We start from the raw sequence: 17,851 nt of genomic DNA on the forward strand, positions 1-17,851 counted from the left end.
ATATAATCTAGGTAAACATGTTTTAACAGATGGGAGTTCATGTCACGGGAGGGGTTCCGTGGTGGTCTGAAATGTGGTGATTTGAAGCGCAACATTCCCAATGTGAGGAACGATCGCGTTGAGAAGCCGATTCAGCCATATGAACAGTCCTGCGCCATTATGACATCCAAAACAGCAGTCTCATCCGGAGTGGGGAAGGCTGCAACCAGCGGTTTTCTCTGGCTTGTCGTTCAAAGTCTCGCGTCGCGTGGTATTGGGTTCGTCTCCCAGATCATCCTCGCGCGCCTTCTTCTGCCGGAAGATTTCGGTGCGATCGGCCTTGCGCTGACGGTCACCACCATTGCCAATTCCCTGATCGGCTTCGGGATCGACGAGGTTCTGCTTCAGCGTCAGAAAACAATGACGCTATGGGAGCCTCTGGCTTTCTGGATGTGTGTGGGCGTGAGTCTGGTCGGTATGCTGGGCATGTTCGCCGTGGCGCCCTTCGCCGCGCACTGGTATCACTCGCCAAGTCTGGTCGGGTTGATTGTCGCCATCGCGCTTTCAACGCCTCTGCGGGCGCTGGGCACGGTGTCAGCGGTGAAGATCAGGGCGGAAATGGATTTCCGTTTTCTGGCTGGCTGCAACACCTTCGAAATCGTGGCGCTTCAGGTTCTCACCATCATTCTCGCGGCATTGGGGGCGGGAGCCTATGCTTTCGCCATTCCCTATTCCGTTGTCGCCATCCTGCGCACGGTCTGGCTGTGGAGACGGGCTGCCCCCTTTACCAAAGGGCGTTACAGAAAAGTTCAAGCCCGTTATCTGCTGGGTAACAGCACATTGATCCTGTTGAGCCGCACCTGCGTCGAGTTCATCAATCAGGGGGATTACATCGTCCTCGGCCTTATCGCGTCGAAGATGATGGTGGGTTATTACTTCTTCGCCTTCCGTTTCGCGGCTCAGCCCGTGCGGATGCTGGCGGGGAACGTGAGTAATGTTGTTTTCCCGGCGCTTGTGCAGTTCCGCAATGATCCGGCCCGCCAGACCGACGCTGTCGTCCGCGCATGCCGTCTGCTCGGTTATCTTGTCATGCCATTCTGCTTTCTGCAGGCGGGGCTGGCGAAACCGGGTCTGCATCTGTTGTTTGGCGAACGCTGGATGCCTGCGGTGCCCTACGTCATTATTCTCAGCATTGGCCTGCCGTTCGATGCGCTCAGCTGGATCACGGGAGCACTTCTGAGCGCCCGCCGTGAATTCGGGCGTTCCTGTCGCTATCAGTTTATCGCTTTGCCGCTGTTTTACATCATGGTGGGCATTGGTGGATATTGGGACGGCGTCATGGGCGTCGCTCTCGCGGTGGCGGTGTATTATTTTCTCTGGCCTCCCATCACTTCGTACCTGATTCTGATCGGGTCCGGCACGTCGATCCTGACAGTGGCGGAGTTCTATTTCCTGCCCATGTTCTTCGCCTGTATCGCCATCGGGCTGGGCATGGCGCTCGCGCAGACCAGTCTGTTTCATGGCAACGATTTCATGGAGTGCATGGCCATCGGTGTTGTGACCTGCATCGTCTATCCGGCGTTGCTGGCAGTGTTCCGGCCGGACATGTTCAAGGAAATTGTGAACCGATTTGGTGGGAAGCTCAAAAGGCGCCGTCAGGCGGGGAACGCTAGCGCCTGACCCACTCCCGGCAGGCCTGCTGGCGTCGTTCCCAGCCCAGTCTTTCCAGTTCCGGCGTTTCGTGGCGTTCGCGTGGGTAACCTACGCACAGATAGGCGACGAAGCGCCATGATTCCGGACTTTCCAGTGCCTGTTGCACAGCTTCAGGCTCAAGGATGGAAACCCATCCCACGCCAATGCCCCGTGCGGCGGCGGCCAGCCAGAAGGTGTGGATCGCCATGACGGTGGACCATACCGTCGTCTCCGGCATGGTGCGGCGGCCGAGGCCGCGCCCCTGTTCCGGGTCTTCCACCGAAAACACCGCGATATGATGGGGTGCGTCGTCCAGTCCCGCCAGTTTCAGGCGCGCATAGGCGGCGGCGTCCTCGCCCTCACGCTCTGCGAGGGCTTCGGCCTGACTACGGGCGAAGATACCGCGCACGGCCTCTCGGCGGACAGGACTGTCCACCCGCATGAAGCGCCACGGTTCACTGAGACCCACCGACGGCGCCATGCTCGCGACCTGTAGCAGTTCATCGAGTGTAGCATCGGCGACTGGCTCAGGACGAAAATGCCGGACATCCCGCCGCCAGCGGAAGACATCTTCCAGAACGGCTGAAGCTGTCATCCTTTATAGGCTTCGCCCGGCGGAAGCAGTTTGCCGGGATTGAGGATGCCGCGCGGGTCCATCGTTTGCTTCAGGGCCCGCATCACGCTGAGCGCTCCCGCACCATGTTCCTGCTCAAGAAATTCCAGCTTGCCAATCCCGACGCCATGTTCGCCGCTGCAGGAGCCGCCCAGCGCCAGCGCCCGGCCGACAATCTTGCGGTCCAGTTCAAGTAGCCGCTCTCGCCCCTTTGGAGAATTTTCGGTGAGAATCAGAGTGTGGAAATTGCCGTCGCCCACATGACCCAGCATGGCGGCGCGCAGACCGGAAGCAGCGATGTCCTCGCGTGCGCCATCGATCAGTTCGGCAAGGCGGGAGATCGGCACGATGCAGTCGGTCGAGATGACAAGCGCCGCGTGGTCGATGGCGCGGGCCGCCCAGAACGCGTCGTGACGGGCCTTCCACAGACGGGTGCGCTCCTCGGGTGTGTCAGCCCACGCAAAGCCGAGACCGCCATTGTCGCGGGCGATGCTCTCTGTGGCCTCCACCTGCTCACGCACGGACGCGGGGCCACCGGAGAACTCGAAAAACAGCGTCGGCAGAGGTTTCAGTTCATCAAGGTGAGAGAAGGCGATGCTGGCCGCCATCTGCACCTCATCCAGAAACTCCACACGGGCGACGGGGAGACCATACTGGATCATCTCGACGGCGGTGTTGATCGCCTCGTCGACCGTGTTGAACTGACAGATCGCGGCGGCGATGCTTTCCGGCAGTCCGTAAAGACGCAACTGTATCTCGGTGATGATGCCCAGTGTGCCTTCCGAGCCGATAAACAGCGACGTCAGATCATAACCTGTCGAGGATTTGCGGACGCGGCCACCGGTGCGGATCACCTCGCCAGTGGCGAGCACCACCGTCATGCCGAGCACGTTTTCCTTCATCGTGCCGTATTTCACCGCCGCCGTGCCGGAGGCGCGGGTGGCGCACATGCCGCCGAGCGTGGCTTCTCCACCGGGATCGACCGGGAAGAACAGGCCTGAATCGCGGATGCGGGCGTTCAGTTCCTGCCGCGTCAGGCCCGCCTGTACGCGACAGTCGAGGTCTTCCGGATTGAACTGCACGATGTCCGTCATACGGGAGAGGTCGAGGCTGATGCCTTCTGCGGGTGGCGTGACATGGCCTTCAATCGATGTTCCCGCACCGAACGCGACAACCGGCACGCGATGTTCGTGGCACAGGGACAGCACGCGGGAGACGTCGTCCGTGCTTTCCGCGAAGACAACGGCGGCAGGTAGGCAGGAGACATCCAGAGCTTCGCCGTGGCTGTGCTCCTCACGCACGGAGGCCACGGTGCTGATCTGCGTTCCCATGGTCTCGCGGAGAGCGGAAAGAACGGTTTCCACGCCGGTCGTGGGGGCGGAGAGGGTGTCGGACATGCGGGCAACCTGATCGGTGAAGAACTGAATGGCGTCTTGTAATCGCTGACGGTGCATTCGACCATCGGCAGGGAAGCGGAGCAGCTTTTCTTCTTCGAGAGGAAATTGAGCGGCGTTCATGCTTCCGAAACCTCTCCGGACTTGACATCAGCGCCCGTGACCGGCTTCCTCCGCCCCTGAATTTTCACATTGTGGCTGGACGGCCCGCCGCTGTCCGCGCCGCGTTCCAGCCGGGCAGGAATTGACCACATGCATCCGTATCGCACCCATAGCTGCGCCGCCCTCCGCGCCGAAGACGCCGGAAAAACCGTGCGCCTGTCCGGCTGGGTCCACAGCAAGCGAGATCACGGCGGCCTGCTGTTCATTGATCTGCGCGATCAGGACGGCCTGACGCAGATTGTCATTCCCGCCGAATCTCCGGTCATGCCGGTGGCTGAAGAAACCCGTGTCGAGAGCGTCATCACCGTGACGGGCGAGGTCGTGCTGCGTGAGGAAAGCACACGCAACCCGAACCTGCCGACCGGCGATATCGAACTGCGTGCAAAAGAATTCACGGTGCAGTCCGCCGCCGCCGTCCTGCCGTTCCAGGTCGCTGGCAACGAGCATTATGGCGAAGAGCTGCGCCTGAAATACCGCTATCTCGACCTGCGCCGCGAGAAGATTCACCGCAATATCCTGCTGCGCTCGCAGGTGATCGCCAGCCTGCGTCGCCGTATGGTCGAGCAGGGTTTTACCGAGTTCCAGACGCCGATCCTGACGGCCTCCTCCCCGGAAGGCGCACGCGACTTCCTCGTGCCGTCACGCCTGCATCCCGGCAAGTTCTACGCGCTCCCGCAGGCTCCGCAGCAGTTCAAGCAGCTCGCCATGGTTGCGGGTTTCGACCGCTACTTCCAGATCGCGCCCTGCTTCCGTGACGAAGCCGCCCGTGCCGATCGCAGCCCCGGCGAGTTCTATCAGCTCGATTTCGAGATGGCCTTCGCCACGCAGGAAGAAGTGTTCGCAACACTTGAGCCGGTCATGGAAGGCGTGTTCCGCGAGTTCGGCAATGGCCGCGCTGTGACGCCCGCACCGTTCCCGCGCATCCCGTATGCCGAGGCGATGGCTGTTTACGGTTCCGACAAGCCGGATCTGCGTAACCCGCTGAAGATCGCCAACGTCACCGAGCAGTTCGCTGGCTCATCCTTCGGTCTGTTCGCCAAGATTGCGGCGGGTGGCGGTGAAATCCGCGCCATTCCGGCTCCGGGCGCTGGTCCGAAGCCGCGCGGCTTCTTCGATAAGCTGAACGCATGGGCGCGTGAGAACGGCGCTGGCGGCCTCGGCTACATCCAGTTTGACGAGGAAGGCGGCAAGGGGCCGATCGCCAAGAACCTCGAAGCCGACCGCGTGAAGGCCATTCAGGACAAGCTCGGCCTGAAAGCCGGTGACGCCGTGTTCTTTGCCGCTGGCAAGGGCGACGAGGTGGCGAAGTTCTCCGGTCTGGTCCGCACAAAGATCGCGACCGAGCTGGACCTGATTGAGGAAGGCGAGTTCCGCTTCTGCTGGATCGTCGATTTCCCGATGTATGAGAAGAACGAGGAAACGGGGCAGATCGACTTCTCCCACAACCCGTTCTCCATGCCGCAGGGCGGTCTTGAGGCGCTCAACACGCAGGACCCGCTCGACGTCAAAGCCTATCAGTATGACATCGTCTGCAACGGCATCGAACTGACCTCCGGCGCGATCCGTAACCACCTGCCAGACCTGATGATCCGCGCCTTCGAGATCGCGGGTTATCCGGAAAGCGTGGTCGAGGAGCAGTTCGGTGGTATGCTGAACGCCTTCCGCTTCGGCGCACCGCCGCATGGTGGCGCTGCTCCGGGCGTGGACCGCATGGTCATGCTGCTGGCCGACGAGCCGAATATCCGTGAGGTCATCCTGTTCCCGCTGAATCAGCAGGGCGAGGATCTGATGATGGGCGCACCGTCCACCGTCGAGCCTGCGCGTCTGAAGGAACTGTCCATCGGGCTGAACCTGCCCAAGCCGAAGCCTGTCGTGAAGAAGGACGCGGCGGAGACAGAGTGAGGCGGTTTAGCGTTTTTGTAGTAGGATGAGTTTGGAAGCCGGGAACAGGTTTGTTCCCGGTTTTTTTTGTTGGAGAAGATATGACAGCTTTGTGGGGGGGAAAGCGGAAGGTCCGATGTGAAGCACTCAGACATCGTTTCTGCCGTTCGTTCAGCTACATGTGACGACCGCCGTGCTCGGTAAGCCGACATGCTCTTGACGTATCGCCCGTCTTTTTCGTTGCTCCCTTGAACTGACGTTGGCTGGGCAAAAAATTTCTGCAGTGCAAGTTGCCTAAACCACTCATCAGAGCCTGTGTAAAATCGCCCCGGCGCCGTTACTCTACCTATATCTTCGTTAACACTTGTAACTGCCTTCACTTGGTGATCTACATACCAAAAGTTTTGTTCTAGGACAGATAGAAAATGAAGGTTTTCGCGAAAGTCTCACGCGGGCGGCAGATAGGGGGAAATTGTCACGCCGCCCCGACAGAAATCCTACAAATTATCCTTGACATCTAACGCGTCGCCACTTTTCTATTCTGCGTTTCAGGATGTTACATTATGGTCGGAAGGATGTCGCGATATCCAGTGCGATCAAGACCGAGGCGAACAGACAAGTGGGTGCCAAAATCTACAATCTCCACGCAGCATGGGAAAGCGCGTTCGCCAAGGTCGCCGATGAGCGCCAACCCGTGGCGAAGGGATGCGCGCCCTCCATGATTACGAGAACGCACGCATGAGCATGATCGACGTCGAACGGACCATCTCCGATTTTGCCGAACGACCGTTCGACGTTGCCGAATTTCCCTATCTTTTCCTCCGATCGTTCGGAAACAAGGAAATCACGCTCAAGCGTCTCCGCAACGGCGATACCAACAAGTCCGACTTCTCCGGTCTTCATCGCAGCATCCTTCAAACCAACAACGATTTGTATGCCATTTTCTCGCTCTTCGGCACAAACAAAACGCAGCGCCAATGAGCGATATACGAAACCCGCTTATTTCCCGACAATTCCTCCGATCCGTCTGGGCGCACGAATATGAGACATTCAAGGATAGCCCTAAGGAAACACAACTCCTCGCCAGACTGAAACGATGGGCGAACCGTCCAAAACAAAGTGAGAAAACGGCCCAGTCAGCCCTGCTCACCGAGTTTTTTCACGACACATGGGAATATGTCCAGGCCGGCCAACCGGGATCGGACAATGGCTACTCCTTGTATCCCGAATTTCCAGTCGCAGGGGCGGGACAAACAGGCGGAACCGGAAAGGCTGACGCCGCATTAGGCTGGTTCACCACAAGCCGCTCCTCCTTGATTCCACAGGTTCTGGTTGAGTTTAAGGACATTAAAAGCGCTCTTGACGCGCCTCAGAAAAGGAAGGGAAACGCGCGGTCTCCGGTCAAGCAGGGCCTCGATTACCTTTATGCGGCGCGCAAAGGGATGTTTGGCTACGAGCCGATCATTCCAACATGGGCAATTGTCACGGACATGAACGAATTCCGGCTCTACTGGGCCGATCGTGGCGAGCGGCAATATGTGAGCCTCGCCATCGAAAAGAAGGAACTCTTCCAGACCGCCACTCTTCTCGACGAAACTGAAACAGGTCGCTTCGACCGCTTCCTCTTCTCGCGCCTCTTCCACCGGGACACGCTCATCGTGCAGGGAACCAGCGGAAGAGCCGAGCTTCTGTCGCTACTCCAGCGCCAGCGGTTCCGTCAAAGAGAACTGGAAAACAGTTTTTATGCCGAATATAGTGCGTTTCGCGAGCATCTCTATCGCACCCTTTTGATCCACAACGGCCCTGCAACAGACCGTTTCCCGGGTACCAAGGGGCAGCTCGTCCGTCTCGCACAGAAAATCCTCGATCGGGCGCTTTTCGTTTTCTTCTGCGAAGATATGGGGCGCGTCCTTGGATTCCCGCCACAGCTTTTACGTGACTATTTGATCAAGGAAGCCGACGACCCGTTTTTCGATCCCCAAGGAGATGATATATGGCGCTGGCTACATCGCCTGTTCACCGCCATGAACGACGGTTCCGCTTTCGGCGGCCATAAGATCAATCAGTTCAATGGCGGCCTCTTCGCGACCGATCCGGAACTGGACAGGCTGTTCATTCCAAACGCCGTTTTCTGCGAACGCGGACAAGGCCAGAACGAGGCCAGCATCGCGTCGAACAAACGCACCTTGCTCTACCTCTCCGCGACCTACAACTACGCCTCCGGCCTGACCGACGGATGCAGCGGCGACCGAACTTTTGCCGGAAAGCGCGACCCGGAGCGGAGCATCGGCCTCTACACGCTCGGACGAATCTTCGAGCAGTCCATCACTGAGTTGGAAATCCTTGAAGCCGAGGAAGACGGCCGCGCTTCGCTCAACAAAGAGAACAAGCGTAAACGCGACGGCGTCTATTATACGCCCGAATGGGTCGTGGAACGGGTCGTGGACGAAACCGTGGGCCGTCGCCTCGCCGACCTCAAAAGCACCTGCGGATGGCCTTCAGAAAAACAAAACCAGCTGCCGTCGCTCGCAGCCATCGACTCTTATGAACAGCAGTTGCGTAATATCCTGATCGTCGATCCGGCTTGCGGCTCCGGCGCGTTCCTGATTACGACGCTGGCCTATCTGCTCAACGAATGGGAAATTCTTCAGGATCTGCGCCGTCAGCACGGGCAAATCAACGTCCGGGACGACTGGAATGATGCAGCGATCCGCGACATCCTCAGACGCAACCTCTATGGCGTCGATATCAATCCCGCCTCCGTCGAGATAACCAAGCTCGCACTATGGCTTCACACCGCCCGGTCCAACAAACCGCTCTCCTCCCTGGACGATCATATCCGCGACGGCAACAGCCTGATCGGGCCGGATTTTCATCGTGATACGCTCGCTCTCTACAGCGCGGAAGAGAAGGAGCGCGTCAACGCCTTCGACTGGCACGCCGCCTTCCCCGAAGTTTTTGCGCGCGGCGGCTTCGATTGCGTCGTCGGAAACCCACCCTATGTGAAGCTCCAGAACTTCCGCAAAATCCACGCCGACATGGCTGACTATCTCACCCGCGATCCGGCGCAGGGCGGCGCCTATCGCAGTACCCAGACGGGCAATTTCGATCTTTACTTGCCCTTCATCGAGAAGGGCATCGGGCTGCTCAATGCGGACGGACGGCTGGGCTATATCGCGCCATCGGTCTGGCAGATGAACGAATACGGCGCGGGATTACGCGGTTTCGTGGAGCAGGGACGCTTCCTGTGGGGATGGATCGATTTCGGCTCCTACCAAGTCTTCGAGGAGGCGACGGTCTATACCGCGCTCCAGTTCTTCTCCAAACGCCCAAACCAGGCGGTGTCCGTCATCCAGGCACCCGACGGCGTGGTGGCCGAAAGCCCGTGGGATGCCGAGGACATCAGCCTTCCCTATGATGATCTGCTTTTCGGAGACCGCTGGCTGCTGGTCACCGGAGCCGAGCGCCGCCTGATCGACAAGCTGATGAAGACCGGACGGCGATTGGACAGTCCTGCCGTCACCCGAAACATCTTTGTCGGGATTCAGACCAGCGCCGACCACATCTACCATCTCAGACGCCTCGGGCCGAACCGCTACGAAGAAAAGCCGCCCAAGGGCGCAAAAGAGGGGCGCGTCGTTGCCATCGAGGAAGCGATCATGAAACCCTTGGTCTCCGGCCCTGAAACCAGCCGCTATCTGACTCCGCAAACCGAGACCTATCTCCTGTTTCCCTACGCTGTGAGCGAGGGACAGGGCACATTGATCCCGGCTGCGACGATGAAAGCCCGTTTCCCGAATGCTTGGAAATATCTAAAAGAGCACGAAAAGGAGCTTCGCGGGCGGGAAAAAGGTAAAATGGACATAGAGAACGGATGGTGGGGATATGTTTATCCTAAAAACCTCGGACGGCAGGAGGTTCCGAAACTTCTCGTTCCCCGCCTAGTTACACACATGACTTGTTCCATTGATCCAGATGGCCAATTTTACCTCGACAACGTTGATGTCGGGGGCGTCGAAATGACCCATAGCATATCGCCATGGTTCTTGGCTGCGATCCTAAATGGCAAAGCTACGGACTTTGTATTTCGCCGGATATCAAAACCTTTCCGGGGCGATTTTCGTTCAGCGAACAAGCAATTCATCGCCCCTCTGCCAGTTCCCAAAGTTCGCCCACAAGAGCAAGCAGCCCTCGCCCGCGATGCCGAACGGTTGCAATCGCTCCATGACCAGCGACGCAAGGCGTTCAGCGACATCGCCAAGCGTCTCGGAACCCTTCGCATCCGTCCTCGCACGGAGGAATGGCTCTTTCACGACCTGCCCGCTTCTGATCCCCTGGCCGAAGCCGCGCCGTCACGCCGCAAAGGCGCGGCACGCAACGAACAGGTGAAGGAAAACCGCTCGCGCGCGCTGGAAAACCATTACGCAACGCTTGAAAAACACCTCAAGCCTGGAGTTTCTCTGAATGCCGAACTCATCGACGGCGAGCTTCGCTTCCTGATTGACGGCATTCCCGTCATCAACGGAATTTTTCCCCCTCCTGAACAAGCTTCTTTTCTCTTGGCCCAATGGGCCGTCCTCGCTAGCCGGATCAACGTAACGGTGAAGACAACAGGCAAAAAACTGGCCGACTTTCTGCGGGCTGTCAGTCCCGAAGCCGAACCTCACCTCAAGAACGAGATAATTGCTTTGCAACAAAAAGCCTCGAAGATTGAATTGGAAATTCGCGAATTGGAAACGCGCACCAACAACTTGATCTATCGTTTGCACAAGCTGACGGAGCGAGAAATCAAAATGCTGGAATCAGAATCGCAGGACAAAGATAGAAAAACCTTCAACTCCACTTCTCTCGTTGAAGCCAAGTGAATTCCAAACATCTCATAATTAGGATGTCCGTAGAAACATTGACTCAAACAATTACTCCGTCACACGGCTCTGTTGCACAATTCAGTCTCTGGACGTGAGGGGGCCTTTAAGGATGTTCTCTTGCGCGACGGGGTGAATGAGAGGGGTTCCAATCGCTGTGAAGCGATTGAGAATGGCGACGCGGACGTGAATCTCCGTGAGCCCTTACCGTCAGGCGCTGGCCCAGGAGCTTGATACAGCGCATCTTTGTCTCGACGCGGCTTCGTCAATGATAACCGATCCGTCGTCTCCAGTTGTCGCAACAGCGTCTTGCGGCGTTTCTTGACCTGATCCTGACGTTCAAGCTGGACAACCGCCACCTGATCCGAGTGCTCGAATTCGGTCCAGGCATTCTGCAATCGCCGCATTATCGCTGGATGCTTGGGGTAACCGAGGGGTTCATCAAGGAAGGGACGGGATCGCCGCCGGAGGGTGCGACCCTTTATAACGCCCATACCCTTCTGGCGGCCCTGCATATCGACCTGATCGAGGACATGTTCGCAAACGGGCTCTCGCTGGACACGATCAGGGAAGACCAGGCCAGGCGCGCCTACATGGCAACGGGCATTACGGAAACTGACTACAAAACACTCGTACGCACTTGATCGATCATGTCTGCTTTGTGGAGGACAGAACGATCGTATCAACGCCCGACATGAGGCGTAAGCAGCCTGTCTGCATAGCGATTGGATAAATTGCTTTCCCTGTTGCCCTCACAATTTCTTATTACTTCGTCTGCAACCCAGCACTTCCTCTCCCCACCGGCACCGCCGCAACCAAAGTCTCCGCAGGCGGCGGTTCCGGCAATTGCGGCAGGTCGTTTAGTTCCATCAGAAACTCCTGCTCCCGCACATCCAGCTGACGCCCGATCGCGCGTTCCGTCAGGTCATTGATATTGCGGTCCGTCAGCAGGGAATGCAGTACGCGCCGTTGCAGGCGCACGATGCGGAGCCGCAGCATCAGTTCGTCGCGCTTTCTCTGCACACTGCCGCTGCGTTTGCCTTCCCCATCGTCGAGCGTCGGGTCCAGACGGCGCAGGCGTTCGTTGAACTCGGTCATCAGCAGGCTGACTGTGTCGTTGGTGCGGTTGGCGTTCGGTGGCAGGCGGGCCTGTTCCGCCTGAAGGGCGGCGATGCTGGAGCGGATCAGGGTGATGCGGGTTTCCAGAAGCTCGCGCTGCGCCGGGGTTTCGCCATCGTTACGCGGCAGAAGTTTCAGGGCGCGGGGCAGGCCGAACGTGGTCAGCAGTAGCGAGGTGATGATGACGCCGGTCGCCAGCACGACCATCACGGTTCGCTCCGGCATGTCGCTTTCCGACGGCAGAGAGATGATGGCGGCCAGTGTCACGGCTCCACGTGCGCCCGCCAGCGTCATGACCAGCACATTGCGCCATGACGGCAGGGCCTGCGGCCGGTGAATCAGTTTCCCAACGCCATAGAAGACCAGCCCGTTGGCGACCATCCAGATCGCGCGCAGCAGGCTCATGGCGCACTGGATGCCGACAATGGCCAGAGGCAGCATCCACGGCGTCAGTCCGGCGGAGCGGACGATATGTGCGGCCTGTTCAACTTGTCCGGGAAGCTGCTGTCCCAGCATGATGAACACCAACCCGTTGAGGGTCGAACAGAGCTGGTCCCACAGGGTCGCTGCCCGTAGGCGTGTCTCGATCTGCGTTTCCGACATCACGCCGGTCAGACGGATAGAGATGCCAGCCGCGACGGAGGCGAGAATACCGGAACACTCAACAGAGTCGGCAATCAGGTAAATGATGTAGGGGATGAGCAGCGAGATCAGGATATGGTTCGATGAATCATCGTAACCGCGTCTGAGCGCCATCAGTTCGATCCGGGCGAACAGCCAGCCCAGTCCCGCGCCGATCAGCACGCCGCCAAATGAGACATAGACGAAGTTGCTGGAAGCCGCCTTCAGGGAGAACAGGCCGGTCGTGGCGGCGGCGACTGCGAACTTGAAGCAGACAAGGCCGGAGGCGTCGTTCAGCAGGGCTTCGCCGTTGAGGATCTGCGTCAGACGGGCGGGGGCTTTCGCCGTGGCGAGGAAGCTATTGACGGAAACAGCGTCCGTTGGCGAAAGCGCCGCCGCCAGAGCCATACCAGCGACGGGTAGGATCGCGGGCATGATCCAGTGAATGGCGTATCCGCCCGCGACAGTACTGAAAATCACCAGTCCGACGGCGAGTGAGAGGATGACAGTCCGCAGTTCGCCGAATTCGCGCATGGGGATGCGGTAGGCGTCGATGAACAGCAGCGGCGGCATCAGCAGAAGCAGGAAGAGTTCCGAGGACAGTGGCACGGAGAACCCGAGCAGGCTGACGGCGCTGCCTGCCGCGATCTGCAAAAGCGGGAGGGGAACGCGGACTGGAAGCATGCGCCCGAGCAGTCCCGACAGAGCGGTCATGACGAGCAGGGCAAGAACGGTAAGCGCGACTTCCATCAGAAATCTCTCGGCAGAGGAAAAAGCGCTCCCCTCTTTCCGGGAGAGGTATTGCCGACAGGCGGGGAGGCGGCAAATGAAAAATCGGTGGAGGTGTAAGCACCATAAAAGACTTGCAGTTTCTGCCATTGACCCGGCAGCCTTGCATTCCCATTATTTTATAAAGGTAAGGCGCAGTCTGGGTGTCGCGTTGTCCATTGGGAGGCGTGAACAGGCTGGGCCGTAAAAAAAGATCCGTGCGGGCGCGTCATGAGGCGGTCCGGAACCGGGTTTATGAAAATACGGCGCGGTTCATGACCGTTCCGGAAAAGGTGGAGCAAGATAATGGCGACTGATGGGCCTGCGGCGGATTTTCTCAAGCCGCGCCTTAACGCGCTGGTAGCCGAAGCCGAGAAGAATGGTTTTGCGCCAGATGTGACGATCGCCGTACTGATTGATCTGCTGGACACGGAAAGTTTCGGTGTGACCACGCCTGAAGGAGAAGATGAGTGAGCGCAGGCGATCCATATCAGGTACTGGGTGTCGCGCGAACCGCGAGTCAGGACGAGATTCGCAAGGCCTATCGCAAGCTGGCCAAGAAATATCATCCTGACCTCAATCCGGGCGACAAGGCGGCGGAAGAAAAATTCAAGGCTGTCAGTCTCGCGAACGATATTCTGTCGGATGAAAACCAGCGTGGCCGCTATGATCGCGGTGAAATCGACGCTGCCGGGCAGGAACGTGCGCCGCCGGGATATGGCGCGCATGGCGGATATAGCGATTTCGGAGGCGGCGCTGGCGGCTTCCAGGGCGGAGCGGGTTTCTCACCGGAAGATTTGAGCGATCTGTTCGGGGGTATGTTCGGCAATCGTGGCGGCGGTGCCCGTCGGCCGAGTGGGCCACGGGCCGGTCAGGACAAGTCTTACAATCTGACGGTGCCTTTCGTTGATTCCGTGTTGGGTGGCACTTCCCGTGTTTCGCTGCCGGGTGGCGCGACGCTGGATGTCCGCATTCCACCGGGTATTGAAAGCGGGCAGGTTCTGCGACTGCGCGGCAAGGGCGGCGAAGGCGTGCAGGGCGGCCCACCGGGCGATGCGCTGATAACGGTGACGGTCCAGTCCGATCCGAAATACACGCGCGAAGGGCGGGATCTGCGTCAGACATTGCCGATCGATCTCAAGACGGCGGTCCTTGGCGGGCCGATTACCGTGCCAACCCCTTCCGGTTCCGTGCGGATGAATGTTCCGCCTGATTCCGATACGGGTTCAGTGCTGCGCCTTCGTGGTCGCGGAGTAAAGGAACACGGCAAGCACGAGGCCGGTAACCTCTACGTCAAACTGGAAGTGCATATCGGTAAGGCGGATGAGGCGCTGAAAGCGTTCCTACGTTCCGAGAACGGTCAGGAAGCGCCGCAAGGTGCCTCGGCGGAAGAGAAGTAAGTTTCCGACAACGGCAGGTGAGACCGACAAGTGGTCAGCCTGCCGCGGCAATTCATTCCGTCGGACGTGAAGGCCAGCGAAGGACAGGCTCGTTGCGGCCGTCAGAGTGAGGCGTCTGACCGTCCTTTGAAATCTTCTGGTCCCAGTTCGGTTCTTTCTGAGTCTGGGAATGTGTGGGTTCATGCCACGGCATACGCACTGGTCGGACGGTCTCCGGCCGCTGCTCTTCCTGAGCGAATCGGCTGGCGCGTAATTCTGGCGGTCGGGCTGGACTGGGTTCGTAAGCGTCAGAGACACGCGGGGTAGGCTGGGCGCTGCCAAGGTTGGTGGCAGGTGCCTGACGTTCCGGAAAAATACGAGGTGGCTGTGAATCCACTTCTTTCGGTTGCACCCCTGCTTTCGGCGTCATTGGTTCGGCAGACCCATTCTGCATCTCGGGAGGCAGAAGCGGCGAGGGGGCCAGCCCGACGGGACGCGGAGAATGAGGACGAAACTCCGGTTCCGGGCGGGGCGGTGGTGGCGTCCACTCTTCTGTTGAAGGCGCAGCACGCGCCACACGGGGTGCTGCTTCTTTCGGTTCTGGCGTCACCGAGCCAAGACGCATAGTGATGACGCGCAGATCCGCCCTTACGTCTTCAAGCTGGAGTTCGATTTCTCTCAGGCGGCCTTTCACGCCAAAGACAGCGAAAGGCATCAGCAGGAAGGCCACCAGCACGACAATGCCCAGACCCAGCAGCAGAAACTGAGCCCAGAGTGGCAACCAGTCAGGGATGGCGAGAGGCATTGCCGTCAAATGCTCCAGAAGAATATCTGATTCCGACTTCCCCGTGCGGGGCAGAGTGCTGCATCATCGCGCAAGAATCTGCCGCTCGCCAAGGGAAAGTCAAATTCGCCCAGGAGGGGTAGGGTCTTACATACCCAGAGCGCGGCGGTAGATGTCGAGCAGCGTTTCCTGCTCTTCCACTTCGGCCGGCTCCTGCTTGCGGAGTCGGATGATCTGGCGGATCACCTTCACGTCGAAGCCCGCGGATTTCGCTTCCGAGAAAATATCCTTGATATCGCCAGCGAGAGCCTTGCGCTCTTCTTCCAGGCGCTCCACGCGCTCAATGATGCTGCGGAGCCGGTCAGCCGCAATACCACCAACGGCCGGATCGTCATCGTGGGACGTCACATCGCCCTCCTTGTTACATCAATGAATGTGCGTGAGACCGTTCTGGCCACACGATCGAGGGGCGGGATTATCCCGACCCCAGCTTTGCGGTCAATCGGGGAATCAGTTCCCGCTGTGTTCTTATTGTGACATTCGACGTTTCATCTGCTTTGCAGAGTGCACCGGGCGAGGCTATCAGGGACGACGTCGGAAAAGGGGAAGCCATGGCAGAACATCGGAAAAGCGCTCGATCAGCTTCGCGGCAGAAAGCGGAGAAGGCCCATCAGACAGAGGCGCTTTCCTTTGACTTCGTGATTGTCGGCGCAACCGGTGATCTGACGATGCGCAAGCTCCTGCCCGCTTTTTATCAGCGTTTCCGTCACGGACAGATTGCTGCGACCACGAAGATTATCGGTGTGGCGCGCTCTGATCTGACAGTCGATGCCTATCGCCAGCGCACAGTTGAGGCATTCCGGGAGTTTATCGCGCCGGAAGACTATGACGAGGCTCAGGCCACCGCCTTTCTCCAGCTGGTGTATTATGTGCCGCTCGACATGTCCGATAAGGAAGCCGACTGGAATCCTCTTGCCAGCCAGCTAGGAACTGAAAAAGAGCGGTCCCGCGTGTTTTATGTGGCGACCGCGCCAAGACTTTATGCCCAGACAGCCGATGCCATCGCCCACAATGGCCTGATCACCGACACAACACGGATTGTTCTCGAAAAGCCGATCGGCACCGATCTGGCATCAGCAACCGCAATCAATGACGGGGTGGGGCGGCATTTCCGGGAAGATCAGATATTCAGGATCGATCATTATCTCGGCAAGCAGACGGTCCAGAACATTCTTGCCCTCCGGTTCGCCAATCCGATTCTGGAACGGCTCTGGAACGCCGACTCGATTGCTCATGTCCGGATCACCGCGGCTGAGACCGTGGGGGTAGGGAAGCGGGGGCCTTATTACGACACCGCTGGCGCCCTGCGTGACATGGTGCAGAACCACCTGTTGCAAGTGCTGAGTGTCCTTGCGATGGAGCCGCCTCCCTCTCTTTCCGCTACGGACCTGCGGGATGAGAAGCTGAAGATTCTACGCGCCCTGCGGCCCATGACGCATCATATGGTCCACCGGGATACGGTGCGGGCCCAGTATGGAGCGGGCATGGTGGGCGGCAAGGCCGTGCCGGGCTATCTTGAGGATCTGGGCAGCGATGCCAGCAGCACCGAGACCTATCTCGCCATTCGCGCTGAGATCAGGACCGCCCGTTGGGCTGGCGTGCCGTTCTACATCCGCACGGGAAAGCGCATGGCCCGGAAGGAAACGACCATCGTGGTGCAGTTCCGGCCGCAGCCCTGGGCCATCTTTGAAGGGCCGATCGAACCGGGTGAACTGACCATACGATTGCAACCTGACGAGGGCGTCTCGCTGTCGCTGGCCAGCAAATATCCGAGCGAGGAAGGTTTTCGCCTGAAGGAAGCCGATCTGAACGTGAATTACGCGGAGGCCTTCAAGACGCGCTATCCGGATTCCTATGAGGATCTGCTGATGGCGGCTGTAAGGGGCGATCAGGTGCTGTTCATCCGTCGGGACGAGGTCGAGGCCGCGTGGCAGTGGATCGAGCCGATCCTCGATGGATGGGCGGCGGACGCCCGTCCTCTGGAAACCTATCCTGCGGGAAGCTGGGGGCCGGAATCAGCGGAAAAGCTGCTGGAACGAGACGGGTTTAGCTGGAAAGAAAAGAACCAATGACGCCTCCCGTCTCTCCGGATAATGCCAAACGTTTCGGAAAAGGCCCTTTCAAGGGGCGGACGTTGAAGCAGCACATTGTCAGACGACTGGTTCTGGTGTTGCCCATCACCGTCCTGATGATCGTTCTGGCAAAGACCGGTGCCATGGATCGGCTGGTGGATCGTTATACCTTCAAGCCTCTAAGCTGGTTTGATGATACGGCGCTGGTGCAGCATCTGCGGCTCACTGTCACACATAATGGCATGACGGGAGACCGTCCTGACTGTCTGCTGTTCGTCGTCAACGGCAATTCGCCGCCGACGGGAACATTGATTGATGTGATGGAAAAACACTCCGGTTCCTGCCCGAACCCCGACGGTTCACTTCCCAAGCTGTTCACCTTGCGGGTGGATCGTCCTGCCCAACGGGTGGAGACGGATCAGGGAACGCCCGGTGAGTTTCACCAGATTCCGTCCTGAGGGA

General features: G+C 58.9%; 14 protein-coding genes and 1 pseudogene. 9 read left to right on the forward strand and 6 right to left on the reverse strand.

Annotated elements, in window-relative coordinates; translation table 11 throughout:
- Positions 1-159: 159 nt before the first annotated feature.
- Positions 160-1,659: an oligosaccharide flippase family protein gene (locus ABF824_RS04890; RefSeq protein ID WP_415486767.1), complete on the forward strand. Its 1,500-nt coding sequence runs from the start codon at positions 160-162 to the stop codon at positions 1,657-1,659.
- Here the strand turns inward: ABF824_RS04890 and bluB are convergent.
- Together bluB and ABF824_RS04900 are read right to left on the reverse strand one after the other, a co-directional pair.
- Positions 1,649-2,266 (reverse strand): 5,6-dimethylbenzimidazole synthase, encoded by a 618-nt coding sequence (gene bluB, locus ABF824_RS04895; RefSeq protein WP_415486768.1) that lies wholly within the window; start codon positions 2,264-2,266, stop codon positions 1,649-1,651. The genes ABF824_RS04890 and bluB overlap by 11 nt on opposite strands.
- Positions 2,263-3,681, reverse strand: a complete 1,419-nt coding sequence (locus tag ABF824_RS04900) for an FAD-binding oxidoreductase (RefSeq protein WP_415486800.1) — start codon at positions 3,679-3,681, stop codon at positions 2,263-2,265. Before ABF824_RS04900 ends, bluB begins: the two co-directional genes overlap by 4 nt.
- Before the next feature lie 249 nt (positions 3,682-3,930).
- Between ABF824_RS04900 and aspS the strand changes: the two genes are divergently transcribed.
- The 3 genes from aspS to ABF824_RS04915 all read left to right on the forward strand — a co-directional run bounded on the left by aspS (position 3,931) and on the right by ABF824_RS04915 (position 10,586).
- The gene (gene aspS, locus ABF824_RS04905; protein WP_415486769.1) at positions 3,931-5,742 is read left to right on the forward strand and encodes an aspartate--tRNA ligase; all 1,812 of its coding nucleotides are present in this window, start codon (positions 3,931-3,933) and stop codon (positions 5,740-5,742) included.
- Positions 5,743-6,459: 717 nt separating this feature from the next.
- A complete protein-coding gene (locus tag ABF824_RS04910; protein WP_415486770.1) occupies positions 6,460-6,702 on the forward strand; it encodes a hypothetical protein in 243 nt (80 codons plus the stop codon).
- Positions 6,699-10,586, forward strand: a complete 3,888-nt coding sequence (locus ABF824_RS04915) for an Eco57I restriction-modification methylase domain-containing protein (protein WP_415486771.1) — start codon at positions 6,699-6,701, stop codon at positions 10,584-10,586. Before ABF824_RS04910 ends, ABF824_RS04915 begins: the two co-directional genes overlap by 4 nt.
- A gap of 81 nt (positions 10,587-10,667) precedes the next feature.
- Here the strand turns inward: ABF824_RS04915 and ABF824_RS04920 are convergent.
- Positions 10,668-10,878, reverse strand: a pseudogene (locus ABF824_RS04920) (hypothetical protein); the annotation flags it as partial.
- 1 nt (position 10,879) lies between these two features.
- Between ABF824_RS04920 and ABF824_RS04925 the strand changes: the two are divergent.
- A complete protein-coding gene (locus ABF824_RS04925; RefSeq protein ID WP_415486803.1) occupies positions 10,880-11,230 on the forward strand; it encodes a hypothetical protein in 351 nt (116 codons plus the stop codon).
- A 121-nt stretch (positions 11,231-11,351) separates the two neighbouring features.
- Here ABF824_RS04925 and ABF824_RS04930 read toward each other — a convergent pair whose 3' ends face one another.
- Positions 11,352-13,076 (reverse strand): Na+/H+ antiporter, encoded by a 1,725-nt coding sequence (locus ABF824_RS04930; RefSeq protein ID WP_415486772.1) that lies wholly within the window; start codon positions 13,074-13,076, stop codon positions 11,352-11,354.
- A 324-nt stretch (positions 13,077-13,400) separates the two neighbouring features.
- Between ABF824_RS04930 and ABF824_RS04935 the strand changes: the two genes are divergently transcribed.
- Together ABF824_RS04935 and ABF824_RS04940 are read left to right on the forward strand one after the other, a co-directional pair.
- The gene (locus ABF824_RS04935; RefSeq protein ID WP_415486773.1) at positions 13,401-13,568 is read left to right on the forward strand and encodes a hypothetical protein; all 168 of its coding nucleotides are present in this window, start codon (positions 13,401-13,403) and stop codon (positions 13,566-13,568) included.
- Positions 13,565-14,494 (forward strand): DnaJ C-terminal domain-containing protein, encoded by a 930-nt coding sequence (locus ABF824_RS04940; protein ID WP_415486774.1) that lies wholly within the window; start codon positions 13,565-13,567, stop codon positions 14,492-14,494. The genes ABF824_RS04935 and ABF824_RS04940 overlap by 4 nt, the downstream gene beginning before the upstream one ends.
- A gap of 52 nt (positions 14,495-14,546) precedes the next feature.
- Here ABF824_RS04940 and ABF824_RS04945 read toward each other — a convergent pair whose 3' ends face one another.
- Both ABF824_RS04945 and ABF824_RS04950 read right to left on the reverse strand, forming a co-directional pair.
- Entirely contained in the window at positions 14,547-15,278 is a 732-nt protein-coding gene (locus ABF824_RS04945; RefSeq protein WP_415486775.1) for a hypothetical protein, read from the reverse strand.
- A gap of 126 nt (positions 15,279-15,404) precedes the next feature.
- Positions 15,405-15,665 (reverse strand): DUF2312 domain-containing protein, encoded by a 261-nt coding sequence (locus ABF824_RS04950; protein WP_415486776.1) that lies wholly within the window; start codon positions 15,663-15,665, stop codon positions 15,405-15,407.
- Between the two features lie 203 nt (positions 15,666-15,868).
- Between ABF824_RS04950 and zwf the strand changes: the two genes are divergently transcribed.
- Positions 15,869-17,389 (forward strand): glucose-6-phosphate dehydrogenase, encoded by a 1,521-nt coding sequence (zwf, locus tag ABF824_RS04955; RefSeq protein ID WP_415486777.1) that lies wholly within the window; start codon positions 15,869-15,871, stop codon positions 17,387-17,389.
- Positions 17,386-17,847, forward strand: coding sequence for a hypothetical protein (locus tag ABF824_RS04960; protein ID WP_415486778.1), 462 nt, complete (start codon positions 17,386-17,388; stop codon positions 17,845-17,847). Before zwf ends, ABF824_RS04960 begins: the two co-directional genes overlap by 4 nt.
- Positions 17,848-17,851: the final 4 nt, after the last annotated feature.

Origin of the sequence: Acetobacter sp. (assembly GCF_047721705.1) — a bacterium.
Classification (GTDB): Bacteria; Pseudomonadota; Alphaproteobacteria; order Acetobacterales; family Acetobacteraceae; genus Acetobacter.